The sequence below is a fragment of the Verminephrobacter aporrectodeae subsp. tuberculatae At4 genome (genome assembly GCF_000193225.1).
GTDB lineage: Bacteria > Pseudomonadota > Gammaproteobacteria > Burkholderiales > Burkholderiaceae_C > Acidovorax > Acidovorax aporrectodeae.
Map to the genome: position 1 here is coordinate 14,924 of NZ_AFAL01000423.1, position 16,847 is coordinate 31,770.

The window sequence follows — 16,847 nt, forward strand, 5'->3', positions numbered from 1 at the left end:
GCGCTCGGGGCCCCCGCGGGGCTGCGCTTATTCCACCTTGAGATGCAAGGCTTTGACGATTGGCGCCCAGTTCGCCAGGTCGGCCCGGACCTTGTCTCCGAGCTGCTGCGGATTCTGGTAGTCGGCCGTGATGCCCTGCTCCTGCGCCTTCTGCCTGAAGGCCGGGCTCTGCACCACGGTGCGGATGTCGGCGGTGAGCCGGTCGATCACGGGCCGGGGGACGGCGGCGGGTGCGAACACGGCAAACCACGAGGACGCGTTGACCTGGGGGTAGCCGACTTCGGCGGTGGTCGGCACGTCGGGCAGGCTGGGCAGGCGCTCCTTGCCGGTCACGGCCAGCACGCGCAGTTTGCCGCTGGCGACGTGCGGCAGGAACGACGGCGCGGTGCCAAAGGTCAGGTCCACTTGGCCGCCGAGCAGGTCTTGCAGCGCGGGGCCGGTGCCCTTGCTGTAGGGCACGTGGGTCATCTTGATCCCGGCCTGCTGCTCGAGCATGCCGCCCGTCACGTGCTGCAACGATCCCGCGCCCGACGACGCGTAGTTGAGCCGGCCGGGGTTGGCCTTGGCGTAGGTGATCAGTTCGGCCAGCGTCTGCATGGGCAGGTCGCTGCGCAGCACGATGATTTGCGGCGTGGAGATCACGTTGGCCACGGGCTGGAAGTCCGCATGCTCCCACTGCTTTTGCTTGGTGATGTGCGGCGAAATCACATGAAAGCCCGAATACTGCATGAGCAAGGTGTAGCCGTCGGCCTTGGCGCTTTTGACGGCCGACGCCGCAATGCTGCCACTGCCCCCGCCCCGGTTGTCCACCACCACCGACTGGCCCAGCACGGGCGCCAGCGCCTGGGCCAGCATGCGGGCCGAGAAGTCGGTGGTGCCGGAAGCGGCGGTGGGCACCACCAGGGTCACGGTCCTGCCGGGATACGCGCTCTGCGCGCCGGCGCTGCTGCACAGCGCGGCAGCCAGCGCGGCCGTGGCCAGCAGGCGGGTGGATCGTTTGCGGGTTGTTTTCTGCATATGCGGGAGGTCTTTGGCGCACCGTTTCCGGAGCATTTCTGGCCCCCCAGGGGATGGCATGGGCGTGGCCAGCGGCGACGGCATGATAGCGCAGCGTTTTTCAGTCGCTTTGGGGTCCCCCGCGCAGGGTACGATCGGCGCCCCCATGACCCCATCCTCCCCCCGCTGCAAGCCCTGCAATGGGACCTGTTTTGCCGCGTGATCGACAACTTTGGCGACGTCGGCGTGTGCTGGCGCCTGGCGGCGCAGCTTGCGGGGCGCGGCCAGCGGGTGCGCCTGTGGGTCGACGACGCCTCGGCCTTGCAGTGGATGGCGCCCGCAGGCTGCCCGGGGGTGGAACTGCGCGCCTGGGGTGCGCCCGCGCCGGCGCCCCACGAGCGCGCGCCGGACGTGCTGCTGGAGGCGTTCGGCTGCGAGATGGATCCCGGCTTGCTGGCATCGAGCGTGCACCGATCCGGCGCCACGGGCCGAAAACCCGTCTGGATCAACCTGGAACATCTGTCGGCAGAGCCGCATGCGGAGCGCAACCACCGGCTGCCCTCGCCGATCATGTCGGGCCCCGCCGCGGGCTGGGCGCGCTGGTTCTTCTACCCCGGATTCACGCCGGCCACCGGGGGCCTGCTGCGTGAGCCGGATCTGCTGGCCCGGCGCAGCGCGTTTGACCGCATGGGGTGGCGCAAGGCCCTTGCCGCGTCCCATCCGCAGGGTGGATCAGGCGAGGGATGCCGCTGGATGTCGCTGTTTTGCTACGAGCCCCCGGCGCTGGCCGAACTGCTTGCGCAAAGCCAGAGCCAGAGCCGGTGCACGCGCCTGCTGGTTACCCCGGGGCGTGCAGCGTTGGCGGTGCAGGCGGCGCTGGCCCCGCGCGCCGTGGAGCGCGCGCATCCGCAGCACGGGCAGCTTGCCGTGGTCTGCCTGCAAGCCTGCCCCCAGCCGGCGTTCGACGAATTGCTGTGGGCCTGCGATTTCAACGCCGTGCGCGGCGAGGACTCGCTGGTGCGGGCGCTGTGGGCCGGGCAGGCCCTGGTCTGGCAGCCCTACCCGCAGGACGACGGGGCCCACCATGCGAAGCTGTGGGCGTTTCTGGACTGGTTGCAGGCGCCGCCTGCGCTGCGGCAATTCCATGCGCGCTGGAGTGGGCTGGACAACGCGCCGCTGCGCTGGCCCGGCGACGACACCCTGGCCGAATGGAGCGCCTGCGTCCAGGCCGCGCGCGCGCGGTTGTTGGCGCAGGACGATCTCGCCACCCAACTTTTGGGTTTCGTTCTGGAAAAACGCTAAGATCCAGGGCTTTGCGCAAAGCAGGCGCGCGACCTGCGTCCTGACAGCTGCGCGCATTCCCGCCGCGGAACATGCGTCGGCACGGCGCGCCGCCGCCGGCCAACGCATCGAGCGGCCCCAACCCCAAGCAACCTGCTATGAAAATCGCTCAAGAAATCCGCGCCGGCAACGTCGTCATGCACGGCAAGGATCCCATGGTCGTCCTGAAGACCGAATACGCCCGCGGCGGCCGCGGCGCAGCCACCGTGCGCATGAAGCTCAAGAGCCTGATCGCCAACTTCGGCACCGAGGTCGTGTTCAAGGCCGACGACAAGATCGACAACGTGATCCTGGACAAGAAAGAGTGCACCTACTCGTACTTTGCCGACCCCATGTACGTCTGCATGGACACGGACTACAACCAGTACGAAGTCGAAGCCGAAAACATGGGCGACGCGCTGAACTATCTGGAGGACGGCATGTCGCTGGAAGTGGTGTTCTACGACGGCAAGGCGATCTCGGTCGAACTGCCCACCGGCGTCGAGCGCGAAATCACCTGGACCGAGCCCGCCGTCAAGGGCGATACCTCCGGCAAGGTGCTCAAGCCCGCGAAGCTCGCCACCGGCTTTGAAGTGGCCGTCCCCCTGTTCGTGGCCCAGGGCGACAGGATCGAAATCGACACCCGCACCGGTGAATACCGCAAGCGCGTCTGATTGAAACGCCCCGCAGGCTTGGCCACCAGGCCGGTCAAAGGCCCAGCGCCGCAATGCCGGCACGCGCGATCTGTGCGTCCTCGGTGGATTTCACACCGCTCACGCCCACGGCTCCCAGGCATTCGCCGTTGCGCATGATCGGCACGCCGCCTTCGAGCAGGCCGTCGATGGTCGGCACGCTCAGGAAGGATGCGCGGCCGCCATTGATGACCTCCTCGTACAGCCTGCTCTCGCGGCGGCCCAGGGCGGCCGTGCGGGCCTTGGAAGGGGCGATGTGCGAGGACACTGCAACGGCGCCGTCCAGGCGCTGCAACCACAGCAGGTGCCCTCCGTCGTCGACGATGGCAATCGTCACGGCCCAGCCCTGGCTGAGCGCTTCGGCCTCGGCCGCAGCGGCAATCGCCTTGACGTCGGCGAGTTCGAGTTCGTGCTTGGTTTTCATGGGAATCTCCGGAAAGAAAATGTCTGGGCCGCGCGCAAGCGGGCCGCCGCTAGCCGTCGAGCATAGCCGCATCCCGGCGGCCGGGCCGCCCGGGAAAAGTATCTCCTTACCCAAAAGCAGGCTTGCGGGATGGGTTGCTGCTGGACCGGAAGCCGGAACCCTCTAGAATCCACCCTGTCTGCGTCGTGCAGACCTACCGAGGAGAGACACAAGATGACTGATCATCAAATCACCACCCTGGGCCACTCTGCGGGCTATGGCATTTCGCGGGAAGAGCGCCACAAGGTACTACGCAACACGTATTGGTTGCTGACCCTGAGCATGCTCCCCACGGTGCTTGGCGCCTGGATCGGCGTGGCCACCGGAATCACCCAGGCGCTGCACGGCGGTCTGGGCCTGATCGTTTTCCTGGGCGGCGCGTTCGCCTTCATGTACGCCATCGAGAAGACCAAGCACTCGGCCGCCGGCGTGCCGGTGCTGCTGGCGTTCACGTTCTTCATGGGCCTGATGCTCTCGCGTCTGATCGGCGCGGTGCTGGGCTTCAGCAACGGCACCGAGCTCATCATGACGGCGTTTGCCGGCACGGCGGGCGTGTTCTTCGTCATGGCCAGTCTGGCCAGCGTGATCAAGCGCGACCTGTCGGGCCTGGGCAAGTGGCTCATGGTGGGCGCGCTGGTGCTCATGGCGGGCGGAATCATCAACGTGTTCGTCGGCTCCAGCGTCGGCATGATGGTGATCTCCGTGGCGGCCATCGGCATCTTCAGCGCCTACATGCTGTACGACCTCAAGCAGATCCTCGACGGCGGCGAGACGAACTACATCAGCGCCACCCTGGCCCTGTACCTGGACATCTTCAACGTGTTCCAGAGCCTGCTGGTGCTGCTCGGAATCATGGGCGGCGAGCGCGACTGATTCCCTCCCTTCTGCGTTTCGCCAAAAGGCCCCTTCGGGGGCCTTTTGCATCAACCATGGCGGCGGCCTGCCGATATGGGCAAGGACATGCAACGCAAAACCCCCTCCATCGCCCTGCGCCTGCTGGCTCTCTCCAGCATCTGCTGGCTCCTCGCCGGCTGCGACAAAATCCCCGGGCTGGGGGGCTCCGACCAGCGGCTTGTTGCGCAGCGGGAGGAGGAAGCCAGGGCCATTGGTGGGGCATGCCGCCATGCCCTGCGCGGTCCGGAAGACTGCTTCGTGCTGAATCCCAAGGCCCCCAAAGCCTCGGTGTTTGCGGGCTGGAAGGACATGGACGGCTACATGCGCGAGAACAAGATCGAGGGCACGCCCCCGGTACTCGGCAAGCTGGACAAGCCGGAGCCCCGCATCGAGACCGAACCGCGCCGTAACCGCAGTTGAACGGATACAGGAAGGCCCGGGTCAGCCGCTGCCCGCCTGCTGCGCCAAAAGGTGCGCGCGGACCTCGGCGCGCGACTCTGCGCCAAGGGCCGCGTTGCGCGCATCCGCCAGCACGTCCGCAATGCGCACGGCTGCGCCGCGCTGGGCGGACAACACGGCGGCCTCGACCATGGCAAGGCTCACAAGGTTTCGGTCAGCGATTCCGGATGGCTCCGCGCCGGTGCGCAGCGCACGAATGAACTCGGCGAGCGCGGCTGCGATTTCCTCGGGCTCTGCCGGATCCAGTGGCACGACGTCCGCGTGCGTGGACACGGGGGGATTCGCGCCGTCCCAGAGTACGCTTGCCTGCCCGGAGCTCGCACGCCAGGCGCCGTTCCAGCTGGTCTCGTCCCCAGGGCTGCACCAGCTGCCCGTGTAGCGGAACCGGGTTCCCCGGGAGAAGGTGAACAATGCCGTCGCGGCGGCGTCGCCTGCGTACCAACTCCAGCTTGGATTGAACGATTCGCAGTAAACCGATACCGGCTCGTCGTCGAGAATGAAACGCGCCGCATCGAATGGGTGGATGCCCATATCGACAAGCAGCGGCTGCGCCATGGTTTCGCGAAAGCCGCCGAAATGCGGTGCTTTGAAGAAGTCGTTCGTCAGCAATCCCACCGGGCCAAGAGCCTTCACCGTCCGTTTGAAGGAGGTCAGTCCCCGGAAGTAGCGGCGGGATTGGCTGACCATCAGCAGCCGCCCCGTGACCGCCGCAGCCGCTGCGAGCGAGATCGCCTGCGCCACCGTGGGTGCCAGGGGCTTCTCCGAGAGCACCGCCTTCCCGCGAAACAGCGCATCCGTCGTCACGGCGTGGTGCGCGGCGGGGACGGTGACATTGACGACGGCGTCAAAGGCGATTCCCGCGCCGACAAGGTCTGCGAGCGACTCCGCTGCCATGGCCGTGTTCCGGGACAGGCCGGCAAGCAGCCGCGCCGCAGCGCCGGGAACGATATCGACGGCGCCGACCAGTTCCGCGCCGGCGGTGCCCAGAATGAGCGATGCCCAGTTCGCTCCCATGGCACCGGCGCCCACCAGAACGAGGCGCGCCGCGCGGCTTGGGTCGTCCAGGGTTGCAAAGGCAGTCATCGGACGAGGGCCCCCGCGTACCCCTGCCCGGAATAGAACGCGCCGGTGTCGTAGCGCAGCAGGGTGGGCGTTTCGCGCGCCGCCCGGTCGCTGCGCGCCCAGGCCACACCGTTTGCAATCACCCGACGAATGTCGGGGTGGTGGTAGACAGGATAGTCTTGGTCGCCGGGGCTGAAGTAGAAAATCCTCCCGTTTCCACGGCGGAAGGTACACCCGCTGCGAAAGACTTCGCCCCCGGAAAACGAGCTGATGAAGATGAGTTCATCCGGCACCGGAATATCAAACTGTTCGCCATACATTTCCTGCTCGGGGATGATGATGGGGTGCGGAACTCCCTGCGCGATGGGGTGCGTCGGATCCACTGTCCAGATCAATTCACGGTCGTGTTCGCTTCGCCAGCGCAGAGTGCACGTCGTTCCCATGAGCTTCACGAATATCTTCGACCAATGCCCCGAGTGGAGTACGACCAGGCCCATGCCGTCAAGAACCTGCCGGTGCAGCCGCTCCACGACCGCGTCCGCCACTTGGTCGTGCGCCATATGGCCCCACCAGACGAGAACGTCCGTGTCTTGCAGCCGTGCTTCGCTGAGACCGTGCTCCGGATCGTCCAGCGTCGCGGTCGTCACGGTCGCAAAGTCGCCGAGGTATTCCTCGATTCCCGCCTTGATCGTATGGTGCATGCCGTCGGGGTAGATCGCGGCCACCTTGGGCTCGACCTTCTCGTGCCGGGCTTCGCCCCAAACGACTACCCGAAGTGGAGATCTTCCGGAATTCATGATGCTGCTTTCTGCGTGGTGGGAGGGTATTACTTCGTCGATCCGCCCAGCGCCCCGGCCGTAATGAAGCGTTGGGCGACGAGCAGGAGAATAATGGCGGGCAATGAGGAAACGACTGCGGTTGCCATGATCGATTGCCAGTTCGACACCTGGGTGCCGAGATACTGGTAGATCCCCAGTGTCACCGGTCGAACCGCTTTGGTCGTCGTCAGTGTGAGCGCGAAGAGAAAATCGCTCCACGCGAAAAGGAACGTGAATAGTCCCGCCGTGATGATCGCATTGCGACTGACGGGCACGACGATCGAGACAAATGTGCGAATGGGTCCTGCCCCGTCAACGCAGGCGGCTTCAACGAGTGAGGGTGGCAAACCCAGCATGAAGGATCGCATGAGCAAGATGGCAAATGGAATCCCGGCGGTGGCGTCGGCGAGCACCAGCCCGGGGATGCTGTTGAGCAGGTGGAGACTGTTGTACGCCGGGTAGAGGGCGTTCGCAATCACGATTCCCGGAATCATCTGCGAGACGAGGATGGCGAAGAGGATGGCGTCCACCCACCGGCCGCGCAGGCGTGCCAGCGCGTAGGCAGCGGGCGCCGCAATGGCGAGCGACAATGCCACGGTGCACAGCGATACGACGAGACTCGTAATCAGGTTCGCGCCCTGTTCGGTGATGGCCCGGACATAGCCGTCCAAGTTGGGCGCCATCGGAAACAGTTCCGTGGACAGGGTATTTCCGGACTTCTGCAGGGAGGCATTCACCATCCAGTAAACCGGGAAAAGCATCAGCGCAAGCAGCGCGATTCCCGCTGCGGTATACAGCGGACGCCGGAGCCAGACGAATGCAGCCACCCTATGCATCATTTCGCTTGCGATTCGAGAAAATATAAATCACGGCAAACACCAGCGAAATGAGGATGAGTATGTTGCCATACGCCGCTCCGACACCGAAGTCAAAGCGCACGAACGACTCCTGGTACGCGCGGATCGTCAGTGTTTGTGTGGAATTCGCCGGTCCCCCATTCGTCAGGCCAAGAATGATGTCCAGTACCTTGATGGTGTAGATGACACCCAGGATCAGCACAACGCTGACGACAGGGCGCAGGCACGGCCAGGTAATGTGGCGGAAACTCTTGAGTCCGGTTGCACCATCGAGCGCAGCGGCTTCGTAGAGTTCCTCCGGAATGGCCTGCAGGCCCGCATGGAGAATGGTGACGTTGAACGGTATCCCGACCCAGATGTTCACGAGCAGAACGGCAAGAAGCGCGACGTCCGGACTGGTCAGCCACGGAACGGGCTCGCTCACGAGGTGAAAATACTGAAGGGCCGCGTTCAGGATTCCACTGTCCCGATCGAGGATGGAGCGCCACGTGGCACTCGATACGATCAGGGGAAGAAGCCAGGGCAAGAGAAGCAATGCCCGAAGAACGTTGTTGAGAGGAAATTTCTTGCAAAAGAAGAGCGCGAGTGCGAGTCCGATACCGAACTGACCCAGGATGGATCCCACCGTGAACAGCGCAGTGTTCAGGAGCGACGGGGCAAAGAGCGTGCTCGCGAAGGCCTTCGCGTAATTCGCGAACCCCACCCACGGGGCTTGGCCGGTAAAGAAGGTTTTCGCTGTGTACTGCTGAAAACCCATGGCGACGTTGGAGAGCAGCGGATACCCGAAGAACACGGCGAGAAAGAGGAGTGCGGGGATCAGAAAGCCGACGAGATAGCGATGCTCCCGCGCCATTCCCCAGGAACCTGCGCATCCCTTTGAAGGGGCGGATTCTGCGCAACTGTGCATGGCGTATCAGGGGCGGGCGGAGAACCGCGTCACTTCGCAGCGGCTTGCTTGAAGGCATCTGCGGACGATGCCTTGCCGGTGAGCCCCAGCTGCACGGCGGAGTAAATGACCACGGAGGTGTCATGCCATTTCACCCCGAGTTTTCCGGTGCGACTGCGTGCGCTGGCAACCTGCTCTGCGAACACCTTCATCGACGGAACCTTGGCGACGAACTGTGGAACCAGCGCCGTTTTGGTGGGAACGGTGAGCCGCTGCTCGGCCAACGCGAGTTGGTTCTCGTCACTGTTGATGCATTCGACGAAACGGGCGGCCAACGCCATCTTGCCCTTGTCTCCGGTCCGAGGGACGGTCCACATTTCGCCGCCAAGCGGAGTGATCGGCGTCTGTCCTGCGATGTTCACGGGAATCTGAGCGATGCCATAGTCAAGCCCGGTTGATTGATTGAGTTTGGGCATATTCCACGGCCCGTTGATCATCATGGCGGCCTTGCCCGCGATGAACTGGTCATTCACGTCACTCTGGCTCCAGTTGACGACACTCTCGGAAACCGACCCGTTCTTGACGAGATTGATGAACAATTGCAAGGCTTCGGAGACCTTGGGTGAGGAAAGGTCCGACTCATCTGCGCCGTTGGACCACATGAAGGGCAGGAACTGCCAACTGCCCTCGGCAGTCGCCGCAGCCGTGAACGCAAGACCGTAGGTATCCCTTGTCGTGAGTTTCTTGGCGGAATCCCGGAGTTCGGCCCAGGTTGTGGGCGGCGTCATTCCCGCCGCTGAGAGGATCTTCTTGTTGTAGAAAAGCGCGAGTGTGTTGACGGTCGGCGCAAGACCGTAGACCTTGCCGTCATAGGTGCCCGCCGCGAGAATGTTCTTCGCATAGCCTGCCGTGGGAACGTTGAAATCGATCAAGGGAGCGAGTACACCCGATTCTGCAATCTGCTGAACGTTCGGGTTGTCGAGCATGAGAACGTCGGGCAGGGTCCTGGCCGAAGCCTTTTGGAGCACCTTCTGGACGAGCGTGTTATCGGGCACTATTTCCCGATTGATGCGGACTCCGAGTTCGGTCGCGCAATGGTCCAGCGCAATTTGGATGTGGCTCTTCTCGGGCTCGTTGATGTAGTAGTCGAGAATGCGGAGGACCGATCCGGCAGCCCCCTTGCTCATGTCACCCGTGTCAGCCGTGCTGTTTTCGCTTGCATCCCGCGAGCACCCCATGACGACTGCGGCGAACGCGAATGCAGCTGCGGTTATCTTCGCTTTGGTTTTCATGGCGGGGAATGCCTCAAATCACGCTGTCCCACGGTGCAGAAAGGCGCACGGCGGCGTTGATCACGCCCACCATGGAATAGGTTTGCGGGAAGTTGCCCCACATCTCACGGGTTGCGGGGTGGGTGTCTTCGGAGAGCAGGCCGAGCGGGTTGCGGGCCGCGAGCATGGCCTCGAAGATGGCGCGCGCCTCGGTCCTGCGGCCGATGCGCGCGAGCGCGTCGATGCGCCAGAAGGTGCAGATGTTGAACGCCATCTCGGGTTTGCCGAAATCGTCGGCGGCTTCGTAGCGGCGCATGTAGGGGCCGTCGCACAGGCTTTTTTCCATGGCCTCGACGGTGCTCACGAAGCGCGGGTCGCGCGGGTCGATGAGGCCCACTTCGGCCATCAGCAGCACGCTGGCGTCGAGTTCATGGCCGCCAAAGCTCTCGGCAAAGGCCTGGCGCGGTGCGCACCAGGATTTTTCGAGGATCTCGGCGCGCATGCGCTGCGCATGCTGCTGCCAGTAGCCGGCGCGCGCGTCCAGTTGCAGCGTGGTGGCGATCTTCGCCAGGCGGTCGCAGGCGGCCCAGCCCATGAGCGCGGACGAGGTGTGCACCCGCGCGCGCGTGCGCAGTTCCCAGATTCCGGCGTCGGGCTGGCCGTAGACGCGCACCGCGTTCTCGCCCACCTGTTCGAGCCGCGTGAATTCGGCGTGGCCCGCACGGTGCAGCAGGCGCTGGTCGTGGAACGCCTGCGCGGCGCCGAGAACGATGTGGCCGTACACGTCGTGCTGGAAATGCTCGGCCGCCTGGTTGCCCACGCGCACCGGCCCCATGCCGCGGTAGCCCGCCAGATGCGGCACGCAGCTTTCGGGCAGTTCCCGCTCCAGACCGATGCCGTACAGCGGCTGGATATGGCCGCCGCCACCCTGCACCACCACGTCGCTCAGCCAGCGCAGATAGTCTTCCATGGTTCCGACTTCGGAGAGGCTGTTGAGCGCGCGCACCACGAAGAACGCGTCGCGCAGCCAGCAATAGCGGTAGTCCCAGTTGCGTCCGCTGTGCGCCGATTCCGGGATGCTGGTGGTCATCGCGGCGACGATGGCGCCGGTTTCCTCGTAGAGCGAGAGCTTGAGCGTGATCGCCGCGCGGATCACCGCATCCTGCCATTGCAGCGGAATGGCCAGCGCGCGGCTCCAGTGGCGCCAGTAGCTGGCGGTCTCCTGCTCGAAATGGCGCGCGGTGTCGGCGATGCCCTCGGCCAGCGTTTCGTCGGCGCCGAGCAGGAAGTCGTGCGCGCGCGTGAGCACAAAGGCCTGGCCCGACAGCACATGCGATACCGGCGCGTCGGTGCACAGGCGCAGCGTCAGGCTCTCGCCGACATAGCGGATATGGTTGCTGCCGCGCGTGATCCGGGGCACGGTCTGCCCCCAGTCGTAGCGCAGCTTGAGCGCCACGCGGATGCGCGGCGCACCCTGGATGGGGCGCACCCTGCGCACCAGCGTCATGGGGCGAAAGTAGCGCCCGCGGCTGAAGAAGCGCGGCGCGAAATCGCTGACCTCCACGCCGTTGCCGGCCTTGTCGAACAACTGCGTGCGCAAAATGGCGGTATTCGCCTCGTAGCACTGGCGGGACTCTGCCAAGTCTTCGAGTTCGATCGCGAAATGGCTGCCTGCGTCGCCGGGTTGCAGCAGGGCGTTGAACACCGGATCGCCGTCGAAGCGCGGCAGGCAGCACCAGACCATGCGCGCCTGCTCGTCGATCAGCGCGCTGATCGCGCAGTTGCCGACCAAGCCCAGGTTCAGCGAGCCGGGCCGGGGCGCGGTGGCTGCCGTGTTCATCGCCCGCGCTCCAGCATGAACAGCGTGGCGATCCGTCCGGGGGCGGCTTGCACCGGGTCCGGACGCGGCGCCAACCCGGCGAGCCTGCTGCGGGAATCAGGAGAAACCGCCCGGTCGGGTGCCAGAAACGGGAGCAATTGCATGGGACGAAAGCATAAACCCGATTCCCGCACTCCATCCAAGTAATTTCCCTTGGTAGCGTCAATACAAATCAGGAAACTAGTTGATACATGATCGAAACGAATCAGAGGGGCGTCGTCACTTCGCAGCAGCTTGCTTGAAGGCGTCTGCGGACGATGCCTTGCCAGTGAGCCCCAGTTGCACGGCAGAGTAGATGACTGTTGCGGAATCCGGCCATTTCGCCCCGAGTTTTCCGGTGCGACTGCGTGCGCTGGCAATCTGCTCTGCGAATACCTTCATCGCCGGAACCTTGGCGACGAACTGCGGAACCAGCGCCGTTTTCGTGGGAACGGTGAGCCGTTGCTCGGCCAACGCGAGCTGGTTCTTGTCGCTGTTGATGCATGCAACGAAACGGGCGGCCAACTCCATCTTGGCCTTGTTTCCGGTCCGTGGCACGGTCCAGATTTCGCCCCCGAGCGGAGCGATCGGTGTCTGCCCGGCAGTGTTCACGGGAATCTGAACGATTCCATAATCAAGCCCGGTGGATTGGTTGAGCTTGGGCATATTCCATGGCCCGTTGACCATCATGGCGGCCTTGCCCGCAATGAACTGGTCATTCACGTCACCCTGGCTCCAGTTGACGACACTCCTGGAGGCCGACCCGCTGCTTACGAGGTCAATGAGCAATTGCAGGGCTTCGGAGACCTTGGGTGAGGAGAGGTCCGACTCGTCCCCGCCGTTGGACCACATGAAGGGCAGGAACTGCCAGCTCCCCTCGTAGGTTGCCGGAGCCGCGAACGCCAGACCGTAGGTATCCGCTGTCGTGAGTTTCCTGGCGGAATCCCTGAGCTCAGCCCAGGTTGTGGGCGGCGCAATGCCCGCCGCCGAGAGGATTTTCTTGTTGTAGAAAAGCGCGAGTGTGTTGACGGTCGGTGCAAGGCCATAAACCTTGCCGTCGTAGGTGCCCGCCGAGAGAATGCCCTCTGCATAACCTGTTGTGGGAACGTTGAAATCGCTCAACGGAGCGAGTGCGCCCGATTCTGCAATCTGCTGGACTTCCGGGTTGTCGAGCATGAGAACGTCGGGCAGGGTCTTGGCGGAGGCCTTTTGGAGCACCTTCTGGATCAGACTGCCACCGGGCACTGCTTCCCGGTCGAGGCTGACTCCCAGTTCAGCCGCGCAGTTGTCCAGCGCTGCCTGAATGTAGCCCTTCTCGGGCTCGTTGTTGTAGTAGTCCAAAATACTGAGGACCGATCCCGCAGCCGCCTTGCCCGTGCCACCCGGGTTCCCTGCGCCGTTCTCGTTTGCATCACGCGAGCAAGCCATGATGGCGACGGCAAACACCAGTGCGGTCGCGCTTATCTTTGCTTTGGTTTTCAACATGCTCTCCTTACGGGTTATTCATTGTCCAGAGGATTGCCAACACGGTATCGCCCACCCTGCTCCGGCCGAGAGCTTGCCGAATGCGGGAAAGCACTTACAAGCCCTTTTCTTCCTTCATGACTTCATTGACATAACTATCAGGGTACGAGTTCCAATATACGTTCTCCATCCCATCATGCGTAATTTTTACGGAGATGAAAGTGCCTTCTACCAAGTCAACTTGCGCCATGGTGGCCACTATTCTCCCCATGGCAATCATCGCGTCAGCCACAGGCACTTTTCCTGCACTGATTGCATCCGGTGAAATTTTACGGTGCTACCGGCGTCTACCGGCCTATCGCCCACGAAAAATTCACAGGCTATGTTTTGCGCTTTTACCAGCGCATTATTGAACAAATGCACGTCAATGTCCGTCTTCGTTTTATCAAATGTATTTTCCGAATAACGAATGGAACGAGTCAGTTTTGCAAACACATTTTTTGCAGTCATCGGAATCAGCGCCATGCATTTCACCATGGGTTTTCCGAAATAGTCTTTCCAGCCGAGGCCCGTCAATTTTATTTTATACTTGACGATCAGCAGGTCGTCAATGGTTGAATAGTAGCAAAGGGGTGTTATATGGTAGCTGTAAAGGACGTCTTTTACAGAACCGGCATGGATGTTGATGTTCAAGTCCGTCGTAGTAGTAACGCTCGTCGTTGATGTGTCCCCCGAACTTATATTAAAATCAAAATTCGCGCCGGCCTGTACGATCGCACCACTGTACCCAACAGAAATACCTCCACTCGTGGTGAGGTGGGAAGTGTATGATTCGGATGAACCATCGGTCAAGGACTGTGCGTAGCTGATGGTCGCGCCACCGGAATCCTGGGTTACGTCCAGTTCGATGCGGGGAAACAAGAGCTTTGATTCGTCATATCCCGGAATACTGGCCCCCTCATAGCTTAGCAAACTCCCCACTTCATAGTCTGCCGCATAGATGATTTCACTGGAAGAAGTTTCCACCAATTCCGTTGCCGGAGTTTTCGACTGTGGAAACACCATTGGCAAATCCACTACTTTTACCGGCTCATCAAAATCGGGAGTGCGTATATAGACCGGAAAACGCCACGTTAAAAAACTATTGGAATGTCCCAATATCACATCTGTTTGACTGATGGTTTGCCCAAAACTCAGAGCAACGCTTTTCGCTTGATCCTCCGTGTTCGAAAAACCCTTCCCTATCGTCAGGCTGAGATGCTCACTGACATAACCCCCAAACAAGTTGACGGAAGCATGCTCGCTCAGAGTAATTGACCAATCAGAATGCGTAGTCGTGCTTGAATTATTCACGACATGAGACCCTTCAGTAAAAGAAAGACTGGGTGAATTGTCCAGTACAGCGCGCTCAAAAGGTATGCACTGGAGTAATGCCAACGCCTGGATTACCGAGGAATAGTTGACAAATTCCGGAAGCCCTATGCGCAGACTTTTTCCATTATAGTCCATCCCGCCGGCGAAGCACGGAAGTACATTTAATCGTTCCACGTATTCCTGGGGATTGGCGAGGATTTGATCGTACAATAATGGCCATCCTTCCTGTTCATCATCCACGGAGTATATGAATCTGCCATTTCCCTCTACATCAGTATCTGCAATCTCAATGAAAAAAGGATGGAAAGCAAGTTTGCAAATATTTTCGTGGTCCATGAAGGTTTCGACGGAAGCTCTGGAGATATGAACCAGATTGATATTGGGGACGGTATATTTTCCTTCATCGGGTATCTTAATATCTTCAGTCAGCGATATGAATATGTCACTGGATGCATATCCACGCGGAGCGCGAGTTGCCGGGCTGGTATCGTCATGAATTCTATTGAACTTGTCTACTATGGCACCAGTTGCTTCATCTACATTCAAAAAATGGGTTTCAAGAACAGAACAGATCAACCATGTTTGATGCGCAGCATCCCCGGGATATCTATGCTCTACCACATGGGGGGCAGTCCAGATGATATTATCAGTTGGTTTGAGCGGAATGAAGGTGGCAGAAATGCATTTATATTCCGGCTTTAACAACGTGTCCGGCCTGAGCGACTGCATGACGGTTTGATTCCAAAATTTCAACCGACCAAAATCTTCTTTATCATGCCGCAACAGAGCCAGGCAAGGCTGCTGGCTTGCATTCACAAAATTAACCAGGATTTGTTCATCGCTGGTGGACGAAATGAACCTTCCTGATTTCAGTTGAACGATGGTATGATCTTGCGTGCTGACCTCTCCTAAAGAAACCGCCATAAAATCAGATGCATTGGTTTTTTGCTTTGAAAAAATCGTCAAGGAAGCAGAATATACGGTCAGATTATTGGATAAGTCCACGTTGGTCAGAATAGCCTGCAAGGCAAATCCTTTTTTCACAAAAGTGAATTCCATCTTTTCAGACCCAAAGGGCAGCTCAATGCTGTGCTCCACTTTGCCATCCGTAACGTCAATGAGCACCAGTGAGTAGATTCCTTTATCTTCATTCAATAGAATCAAACTACCGTTCGTATGTTGATCAAGATTAAAAATATCAAAAATCTTGACTATTTTCCCCATACAGGAATTTGAAATCGTCAGAGGATCTACTACGAGTCCTTCTTTGTCATAATCGTAGCTTACATGGAACAGGGTGCAGGGTGTAAGCACCACTATTGCATCCCTGTTTTTTTCCGGATGATAAAAACTCTTGGCATCCATGACATCTTCCAGTTTTATGCCGTCGAGACAAGCATCAAAATGGGTGTACACCGCTGTTTCTCTCTTGGAAAATACGTCCGTGATGCGAAGCAGAACCTTCCCGCCATCATCTTCTACTATTACGTACGGGTGATTCAAATTGAAAATCGAATCTCCCACCCCTACCGGAGGCATGTCGGGAAGAACGTCTTGAGCGAAAAATTTTTTATTCAGGGTCATGATTTCTTGAGCAACGATTTTATAAATACATGTTGTAACTTATTTCCCGGATTCGAACACCTGCCCTGCAGTTTGTCAATCCCGGGGCTTCCTGGTTCCGTCTCCAACACGCCAGATTCCGGGGGAAACGCAGGACCGGAGGCGATTCATGGAGCAAATCCCACCGTCGTGCCGCCGCAGACGTACAGCACCTGGCCGGTGGTAAAGCCCGCACGCGCGTCGAGCAGCGACGCCACCTGGTGCGCCACCTCGTCGGGGTGTCCCATGCGGCGCAGCGGAATGCTTTGCAAGATGCGCTGCGTGGCGGCTGCGCCCAGCGGGTTCACGCGCTCGAAGAGCTCGGTGATGATGGCCCCGGGGCCAATGGCGTTGACGGTGATGCCATCGTCCGCGAGTTCCAGCGCCAGCGCGCGCGTGAAGCCGTGCAGCGCGGCCTTGCTCGCGGCGTAGGCGATGCGCTCGGCCCTGCCCAGTGCGGCGCGGCTGGAGATATTCACGATGCGGCCAAAGCGCGCCGCGCGCATCCCCGGCAGCAGCGCCTGCACGCAGGCGATGGCCGCAGCCTGGTTGACGGTCATCACGGCCTGCAGGTCGGCGCTGGTGACGGTGTCGATTCCCGCGGGGCGCACGATGCCCACGTTGTTCACGAGGCGCGTCACCGCGCGTTCCGCGACGCTGCGCGCGAGCGCGGCACGCAGCGCGCGCTCGTCGGCGAGGTCCACCTGGACGAAGGTCTCGCGCGGGCCCATGGCGACCGGGGCGACGATGTCGTAGTTCACGACGTGCAGGCCGTCGGCCATCAGGCGCGCGGCCACCGCGCGGCCGATTCCCCGGCTGGCGCCGGTGACG

Annotated in this window: 17 protein-coding genes; 4 read left to right on the top strand and 13 right to left on the bottom strand. The window is 61.2% G+C overall.

Features of this window, described 5'->3' with window-relative positions:
- Nucleotides 1-27: 27 nt before the first annotated feature.
- Nucleotides 28-1,017, bottom strand: a complete 990-nt coding sequence (locus tag VTU_RS0113145; RefSeq protein WP_010104862.1) for a Bug family tripartite tricarboxylate transporter substrate binding protein — start codon at nucleotides 1,015-1,017, stop codon at nucleotides 28-30.
- A 153-nt stretch (nucleotides 1,018-1,170) separates the two neighbouring features.
- Between VTU_RS0113145 and earP the strand changes: the two genes are divergently transcribed.
- Nucleotides 1,171-2,298: an elongation factor P maturation arginine rhamnosyltransferase EarP gene (gene earP, locus VTU_RS0113150; RefSeq protein ID WP_050809504.1), complete on the top strand. Its 1,128-nt coding sequence runs from the start codon at nucleotides 1,171-1,173 to the stop codon at nucleotides 2,296-2,298.
- A 137-nt stretch (nucleotides 2,299-2,435) separates the two neighbouring features.
- Nucleotides 2,436-2,990, top strand: coding sequence for an elongation factor P (efp, locus tag VTU_RS0113155; protein ID WP_010104866.1), 555 nt, complete (start codon nucleotides 2,436-2,438; stop codon nucleotides 2,988-2,990).
- Nucleotides 2,991-3,024: 34 nt separating this feature from the next.
- Here the strand turns inward: efp and VTU_RS0113160 are convergent, their stop codons facing one another.
- Nucleotides 3,025-3,432, bottom strand: a complete 408-nt coding sequence (locus VTU_RS0113160) for a GlcG/HbpS family heme-binding protein (protein ID WP_010104867.1) — start codon at nucleotides 3,430-3,432, stop codon at nucleotides 3,025-3,027.
- Nucleotides 3,433-3,645: 213 nt separating this feature from the next.
- On the opposite strand from VTU_RS0113160, the gene VTU_RS0113165 reads away from it, so the two are divergent.
- Both VTU_RS0113165 and VTU_RS0113170 read left to right on the top strand, forming a co-directional pair.
- Entirely contained in the window at nucleotides 3,646-4,344 is a 699-nt protein-coding gene (locus tag VTU_RS0113165) for a Bax inhibitor-1/YccA family protein (protein WP_010104868.1), read from the top strand.
- A gap of 75 nt (nucleotides 4,345-4,419) precedes the next feature.
- Entirely contained in the window at nucleotides 4,420-4,785 is a 366-nt protein-coding gene (locus tag VTU_RS0113170; protein ID WP_010104869.1) for a hypothetical protein, read from the top strand.
- A 21-nt stretch (nucleotides 4,786-4,806) separates the two neighbouring features.
- Here the strand turns inward: VTU_RS0113170 and VTU_RS27165 are convergent, their stop codons facing one another.
- The 11 genes from VTU_RS27165 to VTU_RS0113220 form a co-directional block, all read right to left on the bottom strand.
- On the bottom strand, nucleotides 4,807-5,907 hold the full coding sequence (locus tag VTU_RS27165) for a Gfo/Idh/MocA family protein (RefSeq protein ID WP_010104870.1): 1,101 nt from the start codon (nucleotides 5,905-5,907) through the stop codon (nucleotides 4,807-4,809).
- Nucleotides 5,904-6,683: a ThuA domain-containing protein gene (locus VTU_RS0113180; RefSeq protein ID WP_029554379.1), complete on the bottom strand. Its 780-nt coding sequence runs from the start codon at nucleotides 6,681-6,683 to the stop codon at nucleotides 5,904-5,906. The genes VTU_RS27165 and VTU_RS0113180 overlap by 4 nt, the downstream gene beginning before the upstream one ends.
- 29 nt (nucleotides 6,684-6,712) lie before the next feature.
- Nucleotides 6,713-7,540, bottom strand: a complete 828-nt coding sequence (locus VTU_RS0113185; RefSeq protein ID WP_407830246.1) for a carbohydrate ABC transporter permease — start codon at nucleotides 7,538-7,540, stop codon at nucleotides 6,713-6,715.
- Nucleotides 7,533-8,414 (bottom strand): carbohydrate ABC transporter permease, encoded by an 882-nt coding sequence (locus VTU_RS0113190; RefSeq protein ID WP_010104878.1) that lies wholly within the window; start codon nucleotides 8,412-8,414, stop codon nucleotides 7,533-7,535. The genes VTU_RS0113185 and VTU_RS0113190 overlap by 8 nt, the downstream gene beginning before the upstream one ends.
- An 83-nt stretch (nucleotides 8,415-8,497) precedes the next feature.
- Nucleotides 8,498-9,739: a sugar ABC transporter substrate-binding protein gene (locus VTU_RS0113195; protein WP_010104879.1), complete on the bottom strand. Its 1,242-nt coding sequence runs from the start codon at nucleotides 9,737-9,739 to the stop codon at nucleotides 8,498-8,500.
- 13 nt (nucleotides 9,740-9,752) lie between these two features.
- Entirely contained in the window at nucleotides 9,753-11,558 is a 1,806-nt protein-coding gene (locus VTU_RS0113200) for a glycoside hydrolase family 15 protein (RefSeq protein ID WP_010104880.1), read from the bottom strand.
- Nucleotides 11,555-11,701, bottom strand: a complete 147-nt coding sequence (locus tag VTU_RS33620; protein ID WP_169315399.1) for a hypothetical protein — start codon at nucleotides 11,699-11,701, stop codon at nucleotides 11,555-11,557. Before VTU_RS33620 ends, VTU_RS0113200 begins: the two co-directional genes overlap by 4 nt.
- 115 nt (nucleotides 11,702-11,816) lie before the next feature.
- Nucleotides 11,817-13,061 carry a sugar ABC transporter substrate-binding protein gene (locus VTU_RS0113205; protein ID WP_010104881.1) on the bottom strand — a complete coding sequence of 415 codons (1,245 nt, stop codon included), beginning with the start codon at nucleotides 13,059-13,061 and terminating at the stop codon, nucleotides 11,817-11,819.
- 94 nt (nucleotides 13,062-13,155) lie between these two features.
- A complete protein-coding gene (locus VTU_RS33625; protein ID WP_010104882.1) occupies nucleotides 13,156-13,332 on the bottom strand; it encodes a hypothetical protein in 177 nt (58 codons plus the stop codon).
- Nucleotides 13,317-15,998 carry a hypothetical protein gene (locus tag VTU_RS32775; RefSeq protein ID WP_138927880.1) on the bottom strand — a complete coding sequence of 894 codons (2,682 nt, stop codon included), beginning with the start codon at nucleotides 15,996-15,998 and terminating at the stop codon, nucleotides 13,317-13,319. The genes VTU_RS33625 and VTU_RS32775 overlap by 16 nt, the downstream gene beginning before the upstream one ends.
- A gap of 146 nt (nucleotides 15,999-16,144) precedes the next feature.
- Nucleotides 16,145-16,847 (bottom strand): SDR family oxidoreductase (locus VTU_RS0113220; RefSeq protein ID WP_010104886.1); only part of this gene is annotated, 703 nt, incomplete at its 5' end.

Bases quoted from the DNA above. Each gene is read 5' to 3' on its own strand.
- VTU_RS0113145 (WP_010104862.1), bottom strand. From the start codon at position 1,017: ATGCAGAAAACAACCCGCAAACGATCCACCCGCCTGCTGGCCACGGCC.
- efp (WP_010104866.1), top strand. From the start codon at position 2,436: ATGAAAATCGCTCAAGAAATCCGCGCCGGCAACGTCGTCATGCACGGC.
- VTU_RS0113160 (WP_010104867.1), bottom strand. From the start codon at position 3,432: ATGAAAACCAAGCACGAACTCGAACTCGCCGACGTCAAGGCGATTGCC.
- VTU_RS0113165 (WP_010104868.1), top strand. From the start codon at position 3,646: ATGACTGATCATCAAATCACCACCCTGGGCCACTCTGCGGGCTATGGC.
- VTU_RS0113170 (WP_010104869.1), top strand. From the start codon at position 4,420: ATGGGCAAGGACATGCAACGCAAAACCCCCTCCATCGCCCTGCGCCTG.
- VTU_RS27165 (WP_010104870.1), bottom strand. From the start codon at position 5,907: ATGACTGCCTTTGCAACCCTGGACGACCCAAGCCGCGCGGCGCGCCTC.
- VTU_RS0113180 (WP_029554379.1), bottom strand. From the start codon at position 6,683: ATGAATTCCGGAAGATCTCCACTTCGGGTAGTCGTTTGGGGCGAAGCC.
- VTU_RS0113185 (WP_407830246.1), bottom strand. From the start codon at position 7,540: ATGCATAGGGTGGCTGCATTCGTCTGGCTCCGGCGTCCGCTGTATACC.
- VTU_RS0113190 (WP_010104878.1), bottom strand. From the start codon at position 8,414: ATGGCGCGGGAGCATCGCTATCTCGTCGGCTTTCTGATCCCCGCACTC.
- VTU_RS0113195 (WP_010104879.1), bottom strand. From the start codon at position 9,739: ATGAAAACCAAAGCGAAGATAACCGCAGCTGCATTCGCGTTCGCCGCA.
- VTU_RS0113200 (WP_010104880.1), bottom strand. From the start codon at position 11,558: ATGAACACGGCAGCCACCGCGCCCCGGCCCGGCTCGCTGAACCTGGGC.
- VTU_RS33620 (WP_169315399.1), bottom strand. From the start codon at position 11,701: ATGCAATTGCTCCCGTTTCTGGCACCCGACCGGGCGGTTTCTCCTGAT.
- VTU_RS0113205 (WP_010104881.1), bottom strand. From the start codon at position 13,061: ATGTTGAAAACCAAAGCAAAGATAAGCGCGACCGCACTGGTGTTTGCC.
- VTU_RS32775 (WP_138927880.1), bottom strand. From the start codon at position 15,998: ATGACCCTGAATAAAAAATTTTTCGCTCAAGACGTTCTTCCCGACATG.